The organism is Paenibacillus salivarius (assembly GCF_051307165.1).
Classification (GTDB): Bacteria; Bacillota; Bacilli; order Paenibacillales; family Paenibacillaceae; genus Fontibacillus.
Map to the genome: position 1 here is coordinate 3,881,962 of NZ_CP195592.1, position 20,263 is coordinate 3,902,224.

Sequence of the window (20,263 nt, forward strand, 5' to 3'; positions counted from 1 at the left end):
CCTTATCTACTTCATTAGTTTTATAATAACATAGTACATAATCCGAGGTTGAAGAAATATACAAAATTAACACTTCAAAAAGAGAGGTTTATCACGGATGAGCTACCATTTTTCCGCTTATATGTACCGCCTGCGTTCTATCAAGCGTTGGAGCCTGATGCGGAGCACCGCGGGCGAAAACGTAGCGGAGCATTCCTATCACGTGGCCCTGCTGGCCCATTTGCTGTGCGAAATCGGCAACGGCATGTTCGGCCGCAGTCTGAATGCGGAACGCGCCGCAACGCTCGCCTTGTTCCATGATGCGACCGAAGTGTTCACCGGCGATATCCCCACCCCGGTCAAGCATCACAATCCGCGGCTGCTGTCCAATTTCCGGGAAATGGAGGAAATCGCCGCCGAGCGGCTCGTGTCGATGATCCCGGAATTTTTGCAGCCGACCTACACAGCTTTGCTTTCTCCTGGCGATCCTTCCGGAACCGGAAAAGATGCCGAGCTTCTGAAACTGGTGAAGGCTGCCGACAGCCTGGACGCTTATTTGAAATGCGCATGGGAGATGGCGGCCGGAAACCGGGAATTCGCCGTTGCAAAACAGCAGCTTTTGGACAAATTGGGGCGTTTGGATTTGCGGGAAGTGGACTACTTTCTGGAGCATTTTGCGCCAAGCTTCGAAATGACCCTCGATGAAATGTCGGAAAACTGATTCCCCGAAAACGCAGGAAGCCTCCTGAACCCGGAATAAAGCCGGATTCGGGAGGCTTCCATCTTTAAAAAAGGCTGACTTTCCTTATCCGTTTACGATTTCTCCGCCGTTGATATGCAGCACTTGTCCGCTCATGTACGAAGAGTCGTCCGAACCGAGGTACACGTAGGCCGGAGCCAGTTCCTCCGGTTGTCCCGGACGCTTCATCGGCGTGTTTCCGCCGAACTTTGCGACCTGCTCCTCGTTGAACGTCGACGGAATCAGCGGCGTCCAGATCGGTCCCGGAGCCACGGCATTGACGCGTATGCCTTTGCCAACAATGTTCATCGATAGGGCGCGCGTAAAGCTGACGATCGCTCCCTTGGTCGACGAGTAATCGATCAGCATCGGATTCCCTTTATAAGCGGTCACCGAAGCCGTGTTGATGATCGCGCTGCCTTTTTTCATGTGAGGCAGGGCCGCTTTCACGAAATGAAACATCGAAAAAATATTGGTACGGAACGTTTTCTCCAGCTGCTCTGTCGTGATATCCTCGATCCCTTGCTGAGGATGCTGTTCCGCCGCATTATTGATCAATATATCGAGCCCGCCGAGCGAGTCGACCGTTTGTTTGACGGCCTGCTGAGCAAACGACTCGTCTCCGACATCTCCAGGGATAAGCACGCATTTGCGGCCTTCCTGCTCGATTTCGGCCTTTGTCTTATTCGCATCGTCGTGTTCGTTCAAGTAGACGATCGCGATATCCGCGCCTTCCTTGGCATACGCTACGGCGACCGCACGGCCGATGCCGCTGTCGGCTCCGGTAATTAAAGCGACTTTGTTGCGCAGTTTGCCCGCGGGCAAATAAGTGCCCTCATATTCCGGGCGAGGATGCATCTCCGACTCGATTCCCGGCTGCTGATTTTGGTGCTGGGGTGGCAATGTCTGTTTTGTCTGTCCGCTTCCTGACATGGTGCACTCTCCTTCCGTTGTCCATTAGTCCAAAGTTTGCCTGCCATTGTTAGGATAGGCTTGCAAGCTGAAGCTTATGCCGTCAAGAACTAACTTACCACCGGAAGCCCTGCACCAAACAGTTTTCCGCTATACCGAAATGTTGAAGTGGCGGAAAAACGCGGCTTCGTCGCGAATTCGCTTGGATATATACTTTTCTCTGGACACGGTGGCCAGATCCTCCGGATGATCGAAAGTCGGTTGGCCGAGCCCTTCATGAAAATGAAGCATGGCGATTCTCCTCAAGTCATCCTCCCACTTCCTCCAACTGTCATCGGCGGGATAATTATGCCTAAGCACCTGAGTCAGGCTCACCTGCGAAACCAATCTGCAGCTGCCGCCAAGCAGCCAAACCCGAAGCGAAAGCTCGGCCGTCTCCATCTCCTTGCTATGAAACCCTTCTTCCATGCCCCCAAGCTCCCCGAATCGGTTCCGGCGAACCGCAAAGCATTCCGAAGACAGCCAGGCCAGTTCCCTACGGTCTTCTCCGGTCCAAGGGTAAGAACCGATCGACTTTAAGATGGCTCCTTGATCGTTCAAGCGCGGCCTTACCACCGAGGCTTCCCGTACCGTGAGCTCCGGCGATGCGAAATCCGCATCCGTCCGAACCACCGGCTCCAGCAACGACTCGATCCAATCATCCTCGAAATACAAACGCGGACTGCAAAATATCAAATAGTCTCCGGAAGCATGCGCAGCGGCCACATTGCGTGAAGGCAGGCCGGCCTCTCCTTTGAGCAGCTTGATCGGACGCCGAAAATTATAATTCATCAAAAAATCGCAGCATCCGTCAACCGAACCTTCATTAACGATAATCACCTCATAAGCAACCCTTGTCCGGGACACCTTTAGCGATTCCAACGTGGTGTAGAGGTCGATACCGCCGTTCTTCACGACAAAAATAATGGAAACAGATGGATGGAAAGACATGATAATTCTCCTTGAAATCGGAAATAATATCGTATATTCAAGCGGTCTGATAGAGTTGAAATAATATCGTTCTTTATATTCCATAATAACCCAATTCATGCTAATAGTAAACAAAAACAAAACTGTTAGTTTATTATATTTGCCTCTCAATCTCACTATGGTAATTACAGGAGGGGTTATATGGACTACGACGCTTTAGGCAGAAGACTGCGGCAGGAGCGGCACAAAATGAATTTGACCCAAGAGAAGCTTGCCGAAAAAATCGAGGTTTCCGATGCATACATAGGTCAAATCGAGCGGGGCGAGCGCAGCCTGTCCCTGGAAACGCTCGTCAAATTGGCTAACCAGCTCGGCGTGACGGTGGACTATCTGCTGCATGATTCCATCGAAATCAGCGATGACCAATTTATGAATCGACTCCGGCAAATTATGACGGGCCGAACCGCAAAGGAAAAGCAGCTTGCGCTGGATGTATTGAAATTGATGTTTGCCCACCTTGACGATCTGGATCAAGGCAAACATAACGAATAAATATCTTTATAAAATAGAGGCCTGCCGATGAACGGCAGGCCTCTATTATGTACTTTTCATAAATTAAATAATTTGGTTATACACCATGAAGAAAGAGATCAGCAGTACGCAAACGCAAAGCAACGTGCTGAACGTACGGAGTTTCCCCGCAGCCTGCTGGTTCCCTTTATTGGTCCGGATCGCTTCAAGCGTTTCACGAAGCGGCTTGCCCATGATTCCGCTGAACGCCCCGATGGCCAGGAACAGCACGACGATCACGATCATCCACGGTACGGAGTATTCTCCTTTGCTCATCAAATAACCGCCAGTCAGCAATTGGACAATCAGGCCGATTTGAGCGTAAGTATTTAACGTTTTTACGGCAGATACCGTCCCTTCCTGGGCTGCCGGCGACAGTTTGCCCACTTTGGAGAACACGATCGGCAATACCAGATAAAACCCGAGAGACAGCGCTCCCACGATATGCAGGAACAACATAGCACCAAACATTCCTATCACAACCGCCTTTCATCGTCAATTAGATTAATTACAATCTATTATACCGATTGTTGCCAATAAAAGAAAGGAACCCTCCACAGGGGAGGGTTCCGGGGATTGTCTCACTTCACAATCCGGACACAATTAGCCGCGAACGATCGAAATCACGTTGCGTACCGATGCCGCCGACTTATCCAGCGCCTCTTTTTCATCGGCTGTCAGCTCCAGCTCGAATACTTTCTCGATTCCGTTGCCGCCCAAAATAACAGGCACGCCCATGAACAATCCGTCATAGCCGTATTCCCCTTCAAGCAGGGTAATCACCGGCAAAATCCGCTTCTTGTCCTTCAAAATCGCTTCCGTCATTTGCACCAGCGATGCGGCCGGCGCATAATAAGCGCTGCCGGTTCCGAGCAAGCTCACGATTTCTCCGCCTCCGACGCGCGTACGTTGCACGATCGCTTCGATGCGTTCCGCAGAAAGCAGCGTTTCGATCGGAATGCCGCCGACGCTGGAGTAGCGAACGAGCGGGACCATGTCGTCCCCGTGTCCGCCGAGCACGAATCCGCGAACGTCTTCCACGGAAACATGGAGCTCCTGCGCAATGAACGTACAGTAACGCGCCGTATCGAGCACGCCAGATTGGCCGATCACGCGATTTTTCGGAAAGCCCAGCGCTTGGTATGCCGCATAAGTCATTGCATCCACCGGATTGCTCAAAATGATCACGATCGAATCCGGGCAATATTTCTTCACGTTTTCGCAAACCGAAGTGACGATTCCCGCATTGGTATTCACAAGATCATCCCGGCTCATGCCCGGCTTGCGGGCAATGCCTGCCGTAATGATAACGATGTCGGAGCCGGCCGCATCCTCGTAGGACGAGGTGCCGACGATGCTGCTGTCAAATCCTTGAACAGGGCTCGCTTCGAGCATGTCGAGCGCCTTCCCCTTTGTCGGGTTCTCAAGCTGGGGAATATCCAGCAGGACGACATCCCCGAGCTCCTTTTGCGCAAGCATCAGAGCGGTCGTCGCTCCGGTAAAGCCGGCGCCGACAACGGTAATTTTTTTGCGTTGAATGGCCACGTCCGTCAAGCCCCCTACATATTTTTGATAACTTGATCGGCGAACTCGGAGCATTTCACTTCGGTCGCGCCTTCCATTAGGCGGGCAAAATCGTAGGTGACGGTTTTGTTGTTGATCGATGTTTCCAACCCTTTATAAATGAGGTCTGCAGCTTCCTGCCAGCCCAAATGCTCAAGCAGCATAACGCCGGACAAAATGACCGAACCCGGGTTGACCACGTCGAGATCCGCGTATTTCGGAGCCGTGCCGTGCGTCGCTTCGAAGATCGCATGTCCGGTCACATAGTTGATGTTTGCCCCCGGAGCGATCCCGATCCCGCCGACTTGCGCAGCCAAAGCGTCGGACAAGTAGTCGCCGTTGAGGTTAAGCGTGGCGATCACGTCGAAGTCGGTCGGACGCGTCAACACCTGCTGGAGCGCGATATCGGCAATCGCATCCTTGATGATGATTTTGCCGGCATCCTGCGCATCTTTTTGCGCCTTGTTGGCTGCGTCCGCGCCGGACTCTTCCTTGATCCGGTCGTACTCGGCCCAAGTGAACACCTTATCGCCGAATTCGGCTTCGGCCACTTCGTAGCCCCAGTTTTTGAACGCGCCTTCGGTAAATTTCATGATATTTCCTTTATGCACAAGCGTAACGCTCTTGCGGCCGTGTTTGATGGCATATTCCACAGCGGCGCGAACCAGGCGTTTCGAGCCTTCCTCCGAAACCGGCTTGATGCCGATGCCCGACGTTTCCGGGAAACGGATTTTTTTGACGCCCATTTCGTTTTGAAGGAACTGAAGCACTTTCTTGACTTCCTCGGAACCTTCCTTGTATTCGATCCCCGCATAGATGTCTTCCGTATTTTCCCGGAAAATAACCATATCGACGAGGTCCGGACGTTTTACCGGCGAAGGTACGCCGTCGAAGTAACGAACAGGACGAAGACATACGTACAGGTCAAGCTCTTGGCGCAGCGCCACGTTCAGGGAACGGATACCGCCGCCGATCGGCGTAGTCAGAGGTCCTTTGATCGCTACAATATACTCGCGGATGGCTGTCAGCGTATCGGCCGGAAGCCACTCTCCGTATGTATTGTAGGCTTTCTCACCCGCGAACACTTCGTACCATGCGATTTTCTTCTGGCCGCCGTAAGCCTTCTCTACGGCCGCATCCAATACCCGCTTGGACGCTTTCCAAATGTCGCGGCCCGTGCCGTCGCCTTCGATAAACGGGATGATCGGGTTGTTCGGCACCTGAAGCTTGCCGTTGTCGATCGTGATTTTGTCACCTTCGGTCGGAAGACTGAATTTTTCCAATTTCAACATATTGTTTGGTTTCCTCCTTGTTATATCATGATTACGGCGCGAATTCCGTTACGGAATTCATTGTATCACAAACGGCAACCCGGTTTCCCGGGCGCCGTCGTTTTACATTTAATTTGTTTTATCGGAGATCGATCGGAATGTATTGTTGATTGGTCGGTCCCGTATATTCGGCGCGAGGACGGATGATACGGTTGTCGTCAAGCTGTTCGAGAATGTGCGCCGTCCAGCCGGAAAGACGGCTGATCGCAAAAATCGGGGTAAACAGATCTTTCGGGATGCCGAGCATCGTATAAACGGACGCCGAATAGAAGTCCACGTTCGGCTTCAATCCTTTTTGGCCCGTCACGAGCTCCTCCACTTTCACCGAGATGTCATAAAGCGTAGTGTCGCCTTTCATCAGGCCGAGCTTGCGGGACATCTTTTGCAGATGCTTCGCCCGCGGATCTCCGTTCTTGTAGACCCGATGGCCGAAGCCCATGATTTTCTCCTTGTTGGCAAGCTTCTGACGAATATAAGGTTCCGCTTGCTCCAGCGTGCCGATTTCCGTCAGCATTTGAGCCACGGCTTCATTGGCTCCACCATGAAGCGGTCCCTTGAGCGTTCCGATCGCCGAAGTGATGCCGGAGTAAATGTCCGAGAGCGTCGCGATCGTCACGCGCGCGGAAAACGTGGACGCGTTCAGCTCGTGATCCGCATGCAGCACCAACGCTTGATCAAGCGCGCTTACCGCAACCGGATCCGGCTCTTCGCCGGAAAGCATATAAAGGAAGTTATGTGCCAGCGACACCCCCGTTAACGGGGCGACGGGTTCCTTTCCTTCCCGAATCCGGGCATAAGCCCCGATCAAGGTAGGAAGCTGAGCCTGCAATTTGATCGCTTTTTGCTGGTTGCCTTCTCTGGAGTTGTCGTTCGCCCGTTCATCATACAAAGCAAGAGCGGAAACAGCCGTACGCAGGACTGCCATCGTATTGGCGTCTGCCGGATACAGCTTCATTTGTTCCAGAACGCGGTCCGGAACCGGTGCATACTCGCAGAGCTGCTCCTGGAGAGTCGCCAATTCCGTTTTGGTAGGCAGCTTGCCGTACCAAAGCAAAAAAGCAGTTTCTTCATAGCTCGCCCGCTCCGCCAGGTCGTCAATATTAATCCCGCGATATGCGAGAACCCCGTCGTGAATGGAACTGATCGATGAAGTCGCCGCGACAATACCTTCCAGTCCTTTGGTAGCTGTCATAGTATATCTCTCCTTTGGAAACGAATAATGAGCCAAACAAGCCAATGAAAACATTTTCAATTTTAATGATACTGGATTTTAGAAAGCAAGGGAACCCAATTCGCCCGTTCTCTTATATCAAAATGGTTTATCACCGTGATAAAAGATTTTTTGTAACCGCTTACGTTCGCAACGACAAAAGTCACATATTCAAACTTCATTTGTGGCATTAGAAGTATTTTCCCAATTTCGGAATACATCGGATATCCATTTAATAGGGTAGAAAAAAGACCTGTCCGAAAGGGAGAATGCCGAGTGGATCATGTATTAACGAAGCGTCTGCTTCGCGGCGGCTGGGTATGCGCATCCCTGATTTTGCTGGCGTTAGCTTTCTATTGGCTGCTGCCGCTTCTCTATCCGTTCCTGATCGCCTGGCTGATCGCTTATTGGATGAATCCGCTCGTCCGCCTGCTCCAGTCCGCCGTCAGGCTGCCCAGATGGCTGGCCGTCACGGCTTCTCTCGGTTTTTACGTCGGTGCCGCAGGCATCATCCTGTCGGCGGCCGTCACCCGGCTCGTCAAAGAATTGATCATTCTCGCGGAATCGCTGGACCTTCACATTGAAAAATGGCGGGATTGGTTCGTCGAGTGGACGCAAAGCGAAGGCATTCAAAATATTATTAATGAAATCAACCGCTTTATCGCGGATAATCCCGGCTACGGTAATACGATCAACAAAAATATAGACCATACGGCGTCAACGATCAGCTCGGCGCTGTCCAATCTGTTAAGCGGCCTCCTTACCGGGATCGTGAACCTGCTTACTTCGCTGCCGAACGTCGGCCTCATCCTGATCGTCATCCTGCTGGCGGCTTTTTTTATCAGCAATAGCTGGGACAGGAACATGTCCTTTTTATCGGGACTGATCCCTTTGCCGTTTCGCAAAAGCGCGGCCGCGGTATGGACCGATTTGCAAAAGGCGTTGTTCGGGTTTCTTCGTGCCCAATTCATCATGATATCGATTACCGCGCTGATCGTCCTTGTCGGGCTGCTGATCCTGCAAGTCGATTCGGCCTTCACCTACGCCCTCTTGATCGGAATCGTGGATCTGCTGCCTTATCTGGGCGTCGGCACCATTATGGTTCCTTGGCTGATTTACGCCTTTATGTCCGGGGAATCGAGCCTTGCCATCGGGTTGTCGGTCTTATACGGCATCATTCTCGTAGCGAGGCAGCTAATCGAGCCGAAGGTGCTGGCCACCAGCGTCGGGCTCGAACCTCTGCCGACCTTGATCTCCATGTTCGTCGGCCTGAAGCTGTTCGGGGTGCTCGGCTTAATCATCGGGCCGGTTTCCCTCGTCGTCTTCGGGGCGCTCGCCCGGGCGGGCGTGATCATGGATCTTCGCAATTACATCATAAACGGAAAGCTGCGGTGAAGATCACCGCAGCTTTTCTTTATATTCGTTCCGGTGCCGCAAGGCCGATCAGCTTCAGCCCGTTTTGGAGCGTAATTTGCGTACACCGGGTTAATGCCAGCCTGAATACGCGCAAATCTTGGGTGTCTGCCGCTAAAATCGGGCAATGGTGATAAAACCGGTTGAACGCCTGGGCCGTATCCACGAGGTAACGCGCAATGAGCGAAGGTTCAAGCTTTGCCGCGGCCTGAGCGACGACTTCTTCGAACCGGGACAGCTGCTTGACCAGCTTGAACTCAGCATCCTCTCCGCATAATTCCGGATGAAATTCCCGTTCCATCTTCTCCTCCACGCCGGCCTCTTTCCGGAAGGCTTCATCTCCTTTAGCCAGCAAACTGCACGCCCGGGCGTTCGTATATTGAACATAGGGGCCGGTCTCGCCTTCAAAACTGAGCGCATCCTCCCAGGAAAAATCGATATCCTTGATCCGGTTTCCGCTCAAATCATTGAAAATGACCGCACCGACGCCTACCTGCTTCGCCACTTCGCGCTTGTTCTCCAGCTCCGGATTTTTTTCATCGATGATGGCTTCGATTTTTTGAATCGCCTGATTCAGCAAATCTTCCAGCTTAACGACATTCCCTTTGCGGGTAGACAAGCTGGCCCCTTCCAGGCTGACACGGCCGAACGGGACGTGGACCAGCTCGTTCGCCCACGCATAACCCATCAATTCCACGACCTTGAACCACTGGCGAAAATGCAGGCTTTGAGAGTAATCCGTCACGTAAACGGCTTTGTCAAAACGATACGTCTCCTTCCGGTAAATCGCCGCCGCAACGTCGCGCGTATGGTACAGCGAGCTGCCGTCCTGCTTCAGCATTAATGCGGGTGCCATATCATATTCGTCCAACCGAACGAGCCATGCTCCCTGGTCCTCCACAAGCAGCTCCTTCTCTCTTAACGTACGGACCACCGGTTCGATCCGGTCATTATAAAAGCTCTCCCCGGTGACGTAATCGAAGCGCACGCCGAGTAAGTCGTAAATTTTGTCAAACTCCGCCATGCTCAAATCCACGAATTCTCTCCACAGCTTCAACGCTTCGGGATCGCCCTGCTCCATTTTGGCGAACCAGGCTCTCGCCTCGTCTTTCAGACCGGGATCCTGCTCCGCCTCCTCATGGAAACGGACATACAAATTCAGCAGTTCATCGATGGAGCCTTCGGCCAACTTTCCTTCGTCCCCCCAGCGTAAATAGGCGGTGATCAATTTCCCGAACTGCGTTCCCCAGTCCCCGAGATGATTAATGCCGATGCTGCGGTAACCGAGAAACGAAAAAATGCGGTAAAGCGCGTTTCCGATCACGGTCGAACGAAGATGTCCGACATGGAACGGCTTAGCGATATTCGGCGAGGAAAAGTCGATCACCACGGTCTTGCCTTCACCCAAAGCTTGAGATCCGAACCGTTCCCCCTTTTCAAGAATCGCGGTCATGACTTGACGACAAATCTCTTCCGGCTTCAAATAAAAATTCAAGTAACCGGATACGGACCCCGTGCGTGCAATGATCTCCGTGCCGTTCTCAGTCCCCTTGAGGCCTTTCTCCAGTTCATCCGAGATCGCCGCCGGGGATTTCTTCAGCCTTTTGCTCAGTTTAAAACAGGGCAGCGACAGATCACCCATCGCATCGTCCGGAGGAGTCTCCAGCATTTCCCGGATTTCCGCTTCCCCGATTCCGGGAAGCAGCGGCGCAAGGGCCGCCGCGATCGTCTTTTTGAAATGTTCCATGGATATGACGCTCCTTTCAAATTAAATAATGCAAAAAAGCCTCCCATCTCCATATAAGAGACGAGAGACTTTCAGTTCCCGCGGTGCCACTCTAAGTGCCGAATCCGACGATTCGGCCGCTTTCATCCGGATAACGGCCGGTTGCCGGGTTAGCCTACTTTGATCCTCCGGTTCGGCCAACCATCTCCCGGGCCCGATTCATTCACGGCTCCATACCGGCTTCCACCGCCCCGGCTCGCTGTAAAGGATACCCGCAAACTACTACCCCGTTCATCGAATTTATAGGTAGTTCAAAAATTCGTCTTTTGATCACGAAGTTGCACTGAAGGACTATTCGACATCGAATCTTGAATTCAGTCGGTCGCTCCGGTGCTCACGTAGGTTTTGCCTACGCTCCGCTCCTCACTCCCTCCTTCATCCAACCTTCTCGGTGCTGAAAAGCCGACTTTTTTGAACAATCATTAAATAAAATCTAAAACTCAAAAAATGGCTTAACGCATTTATAACGAAAAACGGGCAAAATGTCAACGTCTGAAAAACGTGATCGTGCCGTCCTTGATTTTCTTGCCGATCCACTTGGTCAAGAGCGCCCTGCAGAGGGGTCTTGTCAACGGGAATACCAAGATAAATCCGATAATATCGGTCACAAACCCCGGGATCAGCAGCAAAATGCCTCCTCCGAATATACACATGCCGTCGATCATCATCCGGCCAGGAACCGTTTGCCCGACCATTTGCGCTTTCGCATCCGCCAGCACTTTGCGCCCCTCAAACTGCATCATCAATCCGCCGATAATCGAGGTGGCCAAAGTCAGGAAGATCGTTTTACCGACGCCCAGTCTTTCCGCAACCTCCACGTACCCCCAAAATTCGATGATCGGTACCACAACAATCAAAACGGCAATCCATTTACGCATAAAGATAACTCCTTTTGTCTCCAGCATCCTCTTAATTGTACCGTTTTGATTTGCGAGAATCAAAGTTTGCTCGCCTGATCGAAAGCCGCGTACCAATCCGGAAACGTCTTTTTGAATTGAACCGGCTTGAAATCGTCCCGTCTGACCACATAATGGACGGATGTTCCCTCCACGCAAAGCTCGCCTTCGCCGTTCCGCACCTCGTACCCGTATTCGGTTTTGACGCCGCCGTTGCTCTTGATCCAGGTGCGCAGCAGCACTTCATCGCCGTAACGAATCCCTTTTTTGTAGGTCACGTTCATTTCCTGCACAGGCGATATGTAACCCGCTTGTTCCATATCGATGTAATTGAAGCCCAGTTCCTCGATCAATTTCGTTCGCCCGGCTTCAAACCATCCGAGATAATGGGCGTGGTATATAATACCCATCATATCAAATTCGAAATATTTCGGCTTAATCTCCATTTCACTGATATGCAAAGAAATCACCCTTTATTTATACTGTGAAAAAAAGCAATGGCGGACCCGTGACCGGGACCCCATTGCTTTCAGAATATTCTTTAAAAATATTATTTACGAACTTGCCCGATCTTAATCAGGTTCGTCGAACCGGAACGGCCCAGCGGAATACCTGCAGTGATCACGACGAGATCGCCTTCTTTGACGAGACCGGAATCAAGGCCGCCTTTCATCGCGTTATCGAACATTTCGTCCGTGGAGGTAGCCACTTGACCTTTCACCGGATTCACGCCCCAGTTCAAGGCAAGGCGACGAAGCGTTTGATCTTCGGTCGTCACGGCGATGATCGGAGCTTTCGGACGATATTTGGATACCATGCGAGCGGTATAGCCGGTTTCCGTGGAAGTGATGATCGCTTTCGCGTTCAATTCCAGAGCGGAGTTAGCCACCGATTGGCTGATCGCTTCGGTAACGGTCGTTTGTTGAGCATTGCTTTGTTTCAGGAAAATTTCATGGTATTCCAACGCGGATTCCGCTTTTTCGGCAATGCGGGACATGGTCAGTACGGATTCGACAGGATATTTCCCTGCTGCCGTTTCCCCGGACAACATGATCGCATCCGTGCCGTCAAAAATCGCGTTCGCTACGTCACTCGCTTCGGCGCGCGTAGGTCTTGGGTTACGCTGCATCGAATCCAGCATTTGCGTAGCCGTAATGACCGGCTTGCCGGCGCGGTTACATTTTTCGATCATGCGTTTTTGAACCAGAGGCACGTCTTCGGCAGGAATTTCCACGCCAAGGTCGCCGCGGGCAACCATCAGGCCGTCGGAAACTTCCAGGATTTCATCCAAATTGTCGACACCTTGTTGGTTCTCGATTTTGGAGATGATCTGAATATGAGTCGCATTATTGCGTTCCAGCAACTCACGGATTTCAAGCACGTCGCTGGCTTTACGAACGAAGGAAGCCGCAATGAAATCGATGCCTTGTTCGATCCCGAATTTGATATCGTTAGCGTCTTTTTCGGTGATGCCTGGCAGGGAAATCGCTACGCCGGGTACGTTTACGCCTTTCTTGCTCTTGATCGTTCCGCCGTTTACGATACGGCATTTGATCTCCGTTCCTTGAATGTCCACTACGGTCAATCCGATCAAACCGTCATCGATCAGAATGGTCGAACCGACTTCCACGTCTCCAGGAAGATCTTTGTAAGTGATGGAGAGGCGGTCTTTGTCACCGAGGATTTCCTCTGTGGTCAAAGTGATGAATTCGTCTTGCACGAGTTCGATCGGTTCTTCCTTCAATTTGCCGGTGCGGATTTCAGGACCTTTCGTGTCCAGCAGTATGGCGATTGATTTCCCCAGCTCTTCGCTCGCTTGGCGGATCGTTTTGATCCGGTTGCCATGCTCCTCAAAATCTCCGTGGGAGAAGTTCAGGCGAGCGACGTTCATTCCGGCCATGATCAGTTTCTTGGTGTTCTCTAACGATTCACTGGAAGGACCGATAGTACATACGATTTTTGTTTTGCGCATTTTGGGTTTCCTCCGTTTAAATTAGTTCTCTCTATACATCTTTTCCAACAATTAAATTTACTACAGTTTCTCTGTTTTGTATAGGAAGTTTGTCATATTGACACAGTAAGCTTACTCATTTCCAACTAAAGTGGAATCTTTGGAAAGTTCTCCCGTTTGGACGGCCTCGATTTCGGCCGCCGCGCTTTCGAACTCTCCGATTTTGCGGAATTTTTGGTACCGGTCCAGCACAAGCTCGTCTGGATTCATCAAGGACAACTGTTCCAAGTGACGGAGGATTCCGTCCTTGATCGACGCGGCAACCGCCTCGTAATCCCGGTGGGCTCCACCCCGGGGCTCCGGAATAATCTCCTCGATGACTTCCATTTCGAGCAGGTCCTGGGCGGTGATTTTCATCGCTTCAGCCGCCTGATCCGCCTTGGAAGCATCCTTCCACAGAATGGAAGCCGCTCCGTTCGGAGAGATGACGGAATAGATGGCATGCTCCAGCATCAGCACGCGGTTGCCGACGCCTAGCGCAAGCGCGCCGCCGCTGCCGCCTTCGCCGATGACGACGCAGACCACCGGCACGCGCAGCTTCGCCATCTCCAGCAAATTGCGGGCGATCGCTTCGGACTGTCCTCTTTCCTCTGCCGTGATCCCCGGATAAGCGCCTTTCGTATCGATAAACGTAATGATCGGACGTCCGAATTTGTCGGCCTGCCGCATCAATCTGAGCGCCTTGCGGAACCCTTCCGGATGGGCGCTGCCGAAAAAGCGCGCGATATTGTCCTTCGTATCCTTGCCGCGCTGCTGTCCAAGCACCGTAACCGGCGCGCCGTTCAGCTTGGCCAATCCGCCTACGACCGCAAGATCGTCTCCAAATACGCGATCGCCGTGCAGCTCGATGAATTCTTCGAAAATCAAGGCGATCAGATCAAGCGAAGTGGGCCGCTGGTGGTGCCGTGCAAGGTGCATTTTCTGTGAAGGGGAAATGTTGCTGTAGATCTCGTCCTCCAACTGTTTGTAGCGCTCCTCCAGCCGGGCGATTTCTTCGTTAAAATCGATCCCCTTCTCAATGCCGAACTGTTCAAGTTCCTTAATCTTCTCGCGGAGCTTCACGAGAGGCGACTCAAAAGGCAATTCGCCTGCCATCCTAAACTCCTCCCTTCAAACCGTGCAAATCTAGCAATTGCGAAAGCGTGGCTCGCATTTCTTTGCGGTGAACGACCATGTCCAGCTGACCATGCTGCAAGTTGAATTCCGCCGTCTGGAAGTCGTCGGGAAGCTTTTGGCGGATCGTCTGCTCGATCACGATTCTGCCGGCAAAACCGAACACCGCGCCGGGTTCGGCGATAATGACGTCGCCGAGCATGGCAAAGCTGGCCGATACGCCCCCTGTGGTCGGGTCCGTAATGACCGAAATATAAAGCCCACCCTGCTCGTCCAGGCGCGCAAGCGCCGCGCTCGTCTTGGCCATTTGCATCAGACTTAAAATACTTTCCTGCATTCGCGCTCCGCCCGAGGTCGAAAAAATGATGATCGGCAGCTTTTTCTCCGTAGCCGCTTCAATCGCGCGCGTGATTTTCTCTCCGACAACGGATCCCATGCTGCCCGTGAAAAAGTCAAAGCTCATCACGGCCACGACCGTCGGAAATCCGCCGATCGTCCCCTCACCGGTAACGACGGCTTCGCGAAGTCCGGATTTCAGTTTTTGCTGTTCCAATTTGTTGGCGTAGCCCGGAAATTGGAGCGGATCGACGGAAACCAGATCCTCGTCGTATTCAATAAAGCTTCCTTCATCCAGCGTCATCCGGATTCTCTCAAGTGCATTTAACCGCATATGATGTCCGCAGGAAGGACATACTTTCAGGTTTTTTTCCAGTTCTTTGCTGTATTGTATGGTGCCGCAACGGCTGCACTTGTTCATCAGACCTTCCGGAATTTCACGCTTCGGCCGCTCTGTCGGCTCAGAACCCGGATCGCTTCCCAGACGTTCTGAAGGAATGGTCGCGTATTTTCTTTTTTTCTGAAATAAGTCTTTAAACACAACTACACCTCTTCAGCCGTTAATGTAATGGCCGCATCACAGCAAGACAAGGAAATATAGGCTTTAATCGGCTCATTTCCTTGTCTTTATGGATGCAATATCGAATTAAGAACCTCTTGAACCTCTTCCAGTTCACCTGAAGGAACTAGAATCTCAAACTGCTGTTTGGATAAGCTAACAGGACGTGTTTGGACAAGGAAGCCTTCTTCGGTGAGTTTCGTCTTGATCATTTCCGCAACTTTGGCGGTAGGCGCGATGTACATTACAGTCCACATGTCCTCTTACAAGCCCCCTAACCTCATATTTGAGCCCAATTATGTTGTGTTCAAAAAGTCGGTTCTTCTTCAGCACGGTTGGCCCGGATGAATTCAAGATTCGATGCCGAATATGTCTCTGATATGACTTCGTGATCAAAAGATGACTTTTTGAACTACCTCTACAATAGAGTAATGATAACATAATTTCCAAAAATACCGCAACAAAAGAGAGGTTGGGAGGCATCTGGAAGGACTATTGACATAAGTTCATGGGGCGCCCTACGAAAAGCAGCATTATCAATCCGCGGAATAGAAAGCGGCCTTGCTGTTTCGATGGGCGATCCGGGCCGATGCCGCGGCGGCAAGCCCCGCAACGAGATCGTCCAGAAACACGTGGATGCGCTCTCCGTTATTGTTGAGCTTCCCGATGATCTCGGGTTTGACCTTGTCCAAATAACCGAAGCTCGTCAAACCGATCATGCCGAAAACGCTGGTGATGCCGAGTGCCATCGTCTCATCGACCCCATACAGCGGCTCATCCGCTTCCAATATGGCCTGAAGCGGTTCGGGGAGCAGCTTTTGCTCTGCAAGCCGGTCCAATGCAATACCGGTAAACAAGGTATATTGCACTTCCCGTTTTTGAAGTACCGCCATAACGCTTTCCAAACATTGATCCATGGTTAAATCCTGGTGATAGGGCAGTTGGAGCGAATATACGATTTCGGCGATTTCCTCCAGTGACACTCCCCGTTTTTGCAATTCAGCCGTCGCTAGTTCATATGACATCGTGGACCCCTCCCGTTCCGATCGATCAGCCTGGCGGCCGGCCGGTTCTGCCGTCCCTCGGTCCGCCCCTGCCCCAAATTAGCCGTTTGTCCAACTGGTAGCACTGCTTATCGTGTTCATAATTTTATGCCGGGAGGAATCAAAATGTTCACACTTTACTTGACTTTAACAGTATCCGGGCCAAGCAACTGCTCCATTTGCCCGAACAGCTCCGGCGAAGGCTTGATGCTGTAGCGCTCGCTCAGAGCGAGCAGCTTGCCGGAGCTTTCGTAAAACAGCACGGTCGGAACCGGACCGTGATGCGTTTCGAGCAGCGCTTTAAGCTGCTCCAGCAGGCGCGCGGTCTCCGCCGCGGCCGTGATTTTGACGAAGACGCGCTGCCCGGCAGGCGTCTTCGGCCCGCGCCCGGGGCCGGCCGGCTTGCCGCCGGTGCCTTGCGCGGGCCGGGCTGGCGCCGCCGCCGCTCCCGGCGGCACGGCCGCAGCGCGGCCGGCGCGCGCGGCGAGGCCGCGCTTCAGCTGCGCCAGGCTCTGCGCGCTCAGCGGCGCCACCTCATCGGCCAGCAGCTTGAAGCCTTCTTCCTGCTGCTGGACGGTGGCGCGGAGCGCAAGCAGAGCCCCCTTGGCGACATGCGGCGAGCAGCGCCGCCACACCTCGGGGAACAGCACGACCTCGCAGCGCTCGATCTGATCCTCAAGCTCCAAAAAGGCCATCGCCTTGCCCTTCTTGGTCGTGATCGCCTTCACCGAGACGACCATCCCGCAGACGATCGCCTTGCTCTCGTCCGGGGCCTCGGCCAAATCCATCAGCCTGTCGATGCTTTCCCGTTCCAACAGCTCGTCGTAATCGTCCAGAGGATGGCCCGATAAGTAAAGCCCGAGCAGCTCCCGTTCCAGCTCCAGCTGCTGCGCCCCCGTAAATTTCGGAATTTCGGGGTACTCGATATCCCAGTTCGGGGTCTCCACAAAGTCAAACAGCTGGATTTGCAAATCATCCCGCTCTTTGCGCCATTTCAAAGCCGCCTCCACCGTCTCGTCGAGCATGGCCAGCAATTGGGCGCGGTGGCCCGGCAAGCTGTCGAACGCTCCACCCTGTATCAAGGATTCGATCACCCGTTTATTGCAAACCCGCAAATCGACGCGCCGGCAAAAATCGAGCAGGCTGTCGAACGGACGCTCCTTGCGCTCCTGCAAAATGCTTTCCATCGCCTGGGTGCCGACGTTCTTGATCGCCGCAAGGCCAAAGCGGATGACGCCGGGGGAGGATGCCGAAGTGCCTTCGGAGCCCGACATGTCCGGAGCGTTCGCGATATCGTCTAACGTCCCCGACTCCGTACCAGCTTCCGCCTGAGGCGTGAAAAGCACCCCGCTCTCGTTCACGTCCGGCGGCAGAACCTTAATGCCCATGCGGCGGCATTCCACAATGTATTCCGCCACTTTGCGGTGGCTGCCCATGACGGCCGTCAGCATCGATGCCATAAAATGAACCGGATAATGGGCCTTCAAATAAGCCGTCTGGAAAGCCAGCACGCCGTATGCCGCGGCATGGGCGCGCGGAAATCCGTAATTGGCGAAACGCACGATCATATCGTAGACCGCGTTTGCGTCCGCTTCGGCGTATCCTTGGGCCAGGCTGCCGGAAACAAAATGCTGCCGTTGCTCGTCCAGCACCTCGCGTTTCTTCTTCGAAACCGCCCTTCTCAGCAAATCCGCTTCCCCGAGCGAAAAGCCGGCCATCCTCGAAGCGATTTGCATAATCTGCTCCTGGTAAACAATGATGCCGTACGTATCCTTTAAAATGGGTTCCAGATCGGCATGCGGATATTCCACCGCCGTATCCCCGTGCTTGCCCTCGATAAATTTCGGGATGAACTCCATCGGTCCGGGTCGGTACAATGCCACGACCGAGATCACATCCTCGAACGCCGTCGGCTTCAGGTCGCGCAGCACCCGCCGGCATCCCGCGGACTCCAGCTGGAATACGCCTGTCGTCTCCCCGTGTCCCAGCAGTTCATAAGTCAAAGGGTCGTTATCGGCGATCCGCCGAAAGTCGAGCTCTTCGCCGGTTTCCTCCTTGATCCAGCGCATGCAGCGCTCGATAATGGACAGCGTGCGCAGCCCGAGGAAATCCATTTTGAGCAGGCCGACCGATTCCAGATTCTCCATGGAATACTGCGTGAGCGCCGTTCCCTCGCTGCCCGATTGCAGCGGAACCGCATCCGTAAGCGGGTCGCGGGAAATCACGACCCCGGCGGCGTGCGTCGAAGCGTGCCGCGGCATGCCTTCCACCTTGCGCGCCATGTCGAGCAAGCTTTTGATCCGGGGCTGCGAATCATACAATTGTTTCAGATCCGGGCTTTCGTTCAACGCCCGCTCGATCGTCATCCCAAGATTGCCGGGAATGAGCTTGGCGACCTTGTCGACCTCCCCGAACGGCACGTTAAGCGCCCGCCCCACATCGCGGACGGCCGCGCGGGCGGCCAGCGTTCCGAACGTAATGATCTGAGCCACATGCTCCGGCCCGTATTTATCCGCTACATAATCGATCACTTCGTCGCGCCGTTCGTCGCTGAAATCGATGTCGATATCCGGCATCGTGATCCGCTCCGGGTTAAGAAACCGTTCGAACAGGAGATTATATTTCATCGGATCGACATCGGTGATCCGCAGGACATAGGCAACCAGGCTGCCCGCCGAGGAACCCCGCCCCGGACCGGTGGCGATGCCTTTCCGGTGCGCGTAAGCGATAAAATCCCAAACGATCAGAAAATAATCGGAAAACCCCATGTTCGCAATAACCTTCAGTTCATAATCGAGCCGCTCTTTCAGGCTGGCGCGCGCGGCCTCATCCTGCCATTCGTCCAGGTGTCCGTACCGCTCGGCAAGCCCTTGACCGCAGAGCTCGGCCAGGTACGTTTCCGGGGTCATGCCTTCCGGAATCGGCCGGTACGCGGGGAGAATATGGTTTCCGAATTCCAGCTCCAGCACGCATTTATCCGCGATCGCCTGCGTATTCGCAATCGCCTCGGGGAGATGCGGGAACAGGGCGGTCATTTGTTCGCCGCTTTTGAAATAAAGCTGGCTGGTACCGATTTTGAAGCGATCCTCGTCATCGACGGTTTTGCCCGTTCCGATGCAGATCAGTACGTCCTGCACCTCCGCGTCGCCGTCTCCCAGATAGTGCACGTCGTTCGTGGCGACAAGGGAGATCCCCGTCTCCCGGGCAAGGTCGACAAGCAGCGGGTTCACCTTTTTCTGTTCGGGCATGCCGTGATCCTGCAGCTCCAGGTAAAAATCCTCCCCGAAGGCGTCCCGGTATCTTAGCGCCGCGCGTTTCGCCTCCTCCAGCCGTCCGTGCATCAAATGGTGCGGCACCTCTCCGCCCAGGCAGGCGCTCAGGCAAACCAGGCCTTCCTTATGACGCTCAAGCACCTCCCAGTCGATCCTCGGCTTGTAATGAAAGCCTTCCAGATGGCCGATCGAGCAGAGCTTCATCAGGTTCCGGTATCCGGTCAAATTTTTGGCCAACAGGATTAAATGGTGAATCGGCTGGTCCTTACGGCTGCCCCGCTCTTTTCGCGACCCTGCGGTAAAATACATCTCACACCCGATAATCGGCTTGATCCCGTGAGCCTTGCACAATTTATAGAAAGGAACCGTTCCGTACATCACGCCGTGATCGGTCAGCGCCAGCGATTTCATGCCGAATCCGGCCGCTTTGGCGACCAGTTCCTCCAGCCGGGCCGCGCCGTCAAGAAGGCTGTATTCACTATGTACATGCAAATGAACGAAGCTATCCACCATACGTTCCTCCTGAAGTAGTTCAAAAGTCAAAACTGAAAACATTTGTTC

Annotated in this window: 18 protein-coding genes and 1 other annotated feature; of the genes, 3 read left to right on the top strand and 15 right to left on the bottom strand. The window is 53.3% G+C overall.

Features of this window, described 5'->3' with window-relative positions; translation table 11 throughout:
* The first annotated feature begins 97 nt into the window (after positions 1 to 97).
* Entirely contained in the window at positions 98 to 700 is a 603-nt protein-coding gene (gene yfbR / locus ACSFXJ_RS17945) for a 5'-deoxynucleotidase (protein WP_435921782.1), read from the top strand.
* A gap of 84 nt (positions 701 to 784) precedes the next feature.
* Here yfbR and ACSFXJ_RS17950 read toward each other — a convergent pair whose 3' ends face one another.
* Positions 785 to 1,651: an SDR family oxidoreductase gene (locus tag ACSFXJ_RS17950; RefSeq protein WP_435921783.1), complete on the bottom strand. Its 867-nt coding sequence runs from the start codon at positions 1,649 to 1,651 to the stop codon at positions 785 to 787.
* A gap of 129 nt (positions 1,652 to 1,780) precedes the next feature.
* Positions 1,781 to 2,620 (bottom strand): glycosyltransferase family 2 protein, encoded by an 840-nt coding sequence (locus tag ACSFXJ_RS17955; protein ID WP_435921784.1) that lies wholly within the window; start codon positions 2,618 to 2,620, stop codon positions 1,781 to 1,783.
* A gap of 180 nt (positions 2,621 to 2,800) precedes the next feature.
* On the opposite strand from ACSFXJ_RS17955, the gene ACSFXJ_RS17960 reads away from it, so the two are divergent.
* Positions 2,801 to 3,151: a helix-turn-helix domain-containing protein gene (locus ACSFXJ_RS17960; protein WP_435921785.1), complete on the top strand. Its 351-nt coding sequence runs from the start codon at positions 2,801 to 2,803 to the stop codon at positions 3,149 to 3,151.
* Positions 3,152 to 3,214: 63 nt separating this feature from the next.
* Here the strand turns inward: ACSFXJ_RS17960 and ACSFXJ_RS17965 are convergent, their stop codons facing one another.
* The 4 genes from ACSFXJ_RS17965 to ACSFXJ_RS17980 form a co-directional block, all read right to left on the bottom strand.
* Entirely contained in the window at positions 3,215 to 3,640 is a 426-nt protein-coding gene (locus ACSFXJ_RS17965; RefSeq protein WP_435921786.1) for a hypothetical protein, read from the bottom strand.
* Positions 3,641 to 3,772: 132 nt separating this feature from the next.
* Positions 3,773 to 4,714, bottom strand: a complete 942-nt coding sequence (mdh, locus tag ACSFXJ_RS17970) for a malate dehydrogenase (protein ID WP_435921787.1) — start codon at positions 4,712 to 4,714, stop codon at positions 3,773 to 3,775.
* A gap of 14 nt (positions 4,715 to 4,728) precedes the next feature.
* Positions 4,729 to 6,024, bottom strand: coding sequence for an NADP-dependent isocitrate dehydrogenase (icd, locus tag ACSFXJ_RS17975; protein ID WP_435921788.1), 1,296 nt, complete (start codon positions 6,022 to 6,024; stop codon positions 4,729 to 4,731).
* Positions 6,025 to 6,142: 118 nt separating this feature from the next.
* Positions 6,143 to 7,255 (bottom strand): citrate/2-methylcitrate synthase, encoded by a 1,113-nt coding sequence (locus ACSFXJ_RS17980; protein WP_435921789.1) that lies wholly within the window; start codon positions 7,253 to 7,255, stop codon positions 6,143 to 6,145.
* A 294-nt stretch (positions 7,256 to 7,549) separates the two neighbouring features.
* On the opposite strand from ACSFXJ_RS17980, the gene ytvI reads away from it, so the two are divergent.
* Positions 7,550 to 8,668, top strand: a complete 1,119-nt coding sequence (ytvI, locus tag ACSFXJ_RS17985; RefSeq protein ID WP_435921790.1) for a sporulation integral membrane protein YtvI — start codon at positions 7,550 to 7,552, stop codon at positions 8,666 to 8,668.
* A gap of 19 nt (positions 8,669 to 8,687) precedes the next feature.
* Here the strand turns inward: ytvI and argS are convergent, their stop codons facing one another.
* From argS to ACSFXJ_RS18030, 9 genes are all read right to left on the bottom strand, one after another.
* Positions 8,688 to 10,433: an arginine--tRNA ligase gene (gene argS, locus ACSFXJ_RS17990; RefSeq protein WP_435921791.1), complete on the bottom strand. Its 1,746-nt coding sequence runs from the start codon at positions 10,431 to 10,433 to the stop codon at positions 8,688 to 8,690.
* A 53-nt stretch (positions 10,434 to 10,486) separates the two neighbouring features.
* Positions 10,487 to 10,716: a binding site (T-box leader), on the bottom strand.
* A gap of 241 nt (positions 10,717 to 10,957) precedes the next feature.
* Positions 10,958 to 11,350: an FxsA family protein gene (locus ACSFXJ_RS17995; protein WP_435921792.1), complete on the bottom strand. Its 393-nt coding sequence runs from the start codon at positions 11,348 to 11,350 to the stop codon at positions 10,958 to 10,960.
* 59 nt (positions 11,351 to 11,409) lie between these two features.
* The gene (locus tag ACSFXJ_RS18000) at positions 11,410 to 11,829 is read right to left on the bottom strand and encodes an acyl-CoA thioesterase (RefSeq protein ID WP_435921793.1); all 420 of its coding nucleotides are present in this window, start codon (positions 11,827 to 11,829) and stop codon (positions 11,410 to 11,412) included.
* An 89-nt stretch (positions 11,830 to 11,918) separates the two neighbouring features.
* A complete protein-coding gene (pyk, locus tag ACSFXJ_RS18005; RefSeq protein ID WP_435921794.1) occupies positions 11,919 to 13,340 on the bottom strand; it encodes a pyruvate kinase in 1,422 nt (473 codons plus the stop codon).
* A 111-nt stretch (positions 13,341 to 13,451) separates the two neighbouring features.
* On the bottom strand, positions 13,452 to 14,474 hold the full coding sequence (locus ACSFXJ_RS18010; RefSeq protein ID WP_435921795.1) for an acetyl-CoA carboxylase carboxyltransferase subunit alpha: 1,023 nt from the start codon (positions 14,472 to 14,474) through the stop codon (positions 13,452 to 13,454).
* Between the two features lies 1 nt (position 14,475).
* Entirely contained in the window at positions 14,476 to 15,369 is an 894-nt protein-coding gene (gene accD / locus ACSFXJ_RS18015; protein WP_435921797.1) for an acetyl-CoA carboxylase, carboxyltransferase subunit beta, read from the bottom strand.
* A gap of 86 nt (positions 15,370 to 15,455) precedes the next feature.
* On the bottom strand, positions 15,456 to 15,644 hold the full coding sequence (locus tag ACSFXJ_RS18020; RefSeq protein WP_435921798.1) for a glutamate decarboxylase: 189 nt from the start codon (positions 15,642 to 15,644) through the stop codon (positions 15,456 to 15,458).
* Positions 15,645 to 15,923: 279 nt separating this feature from the next.
* On the bottom strand, positions 15,924 to 16,412 hold the full coding sequence (locus ACSFXJ_RS18025; RefSeq protein ID WP_435921799.1) for a phosphatidylglycerophosphatase A family protein: 489 nt from the start codon (positions 16,410 to 16,412) through the stop codon (positions 15,924 to 15,926).
* Positions 16,413 to 16,567: 155 nt separating this feature from the next.
* A complete protein-coding gene (locus ACSFXJ_RS18030) occupies positions 16,568 to 20,212 on the bottom strand; it encodes a DNA polymerase III subunit alpha (protein WP_435925798.1) in 3,645 nt (1,214 codons plus the stop codon).
* Between the last annotated feature and the right edge of the window lie 51 nt (positions 20,213 to 20,263).

Excerpts from the sequence above, each read along its gene's own strand:
- pyk (WP_435921794.1), bottom strand. The coding sequence starts at position 13,340 with ATGCGCAAAACAAAAATCGTATGTACTATCGGTCCTTCCAGTGAATCG.
- ACSFXJ_RS17950 (WP_435921783.1), bottom strand. The coding sequence starts at position 1,651 with ATGTCAGGAAGCGGACAGACAAAACAGACATTGCCACCCCAGCACCAA.
- ACSFXJ_RS18010 (WP_435921795.1), bottom strand. The coding sequence starts at position 14,474 with ATGGCAGGCGAATTGCCTTTTGAGTCGCCTCTCGTGAAGCTCCGCGAG.
- ACSFXJ_RS17980 (WP_435921789.1), bottom strand. The coding sequence starts at position 7,255 with ATGACAGCTACCAAAGGACTGGAAGGTATTGTCGCGGCGACTTCATCG.
- ACSFXJ_RS17960 (WP_435921785.1), top strand. The coding sequence starts at position 2,801 with ATGGACTACGACGCTTTAGGCAGAAGACTGCGGCAGGAGCGGCACAAA.
- ACSFXJ_RS17965 (WP_435921786.1), bottom strand. The coding sequence starts at position 3,640 with ATGTTTGGTGCTATGTTGTTCCTGCATATCGTGGGAGCGCTGTCTCTC.
- icd (WP_435921788.1), bottom strand. The coding sequence starts at position 6,024 with ATGTTGAAATTGGAAAAATTCAGTCTTCCGACCGAAGGTGACAAAATC.
- yfbR (WP_435921782.1), top strand. The coding sequence starts at position 98 with ATGAGCTACCATTTTTCCGCTTATATGTACCGCCTGCGTTCTATCAAG.
- ACSFXJ_RS18020 (WP_435921798.1), bottom strand. The coding sequence starts at position 15,644 with ATGTGGACTGTAATGTACATCGCGCCTACCGCCAAAGTTGCGGAAATG.
- ACSFXJ_RS17995 (WP_435921792.1), bottom strand. The coding sequence starts at position 11,350 with ATGCGTAAATGGATTGCCGTTTTGATTGTTGTGGTACCGATCATCGAA.
- argS (WP_435921791.1), bottom strand. The coding sequence starts at position 10,433 with ATGGAACATTTCAAAAAGACGATCGCGGCGGCCCTTGCGCCGCTGCTT.
- ACSFXJ_RS18025 (WP_435921799.1), bottom strand. The coding sequence starts at position 16,412 with ATGTCATATGAACTAGCGACGGCTGAATTGCAAAAACGGGGAGTGTCA.
- ACSFXJ_RS17955 (WP_435921784.1), bottom strand. The coding sequence starts at position 2,620 with ATGTCTTTCCATCCATCTGTTTCCATTATTTTTGTCGTGAAGAACGGC.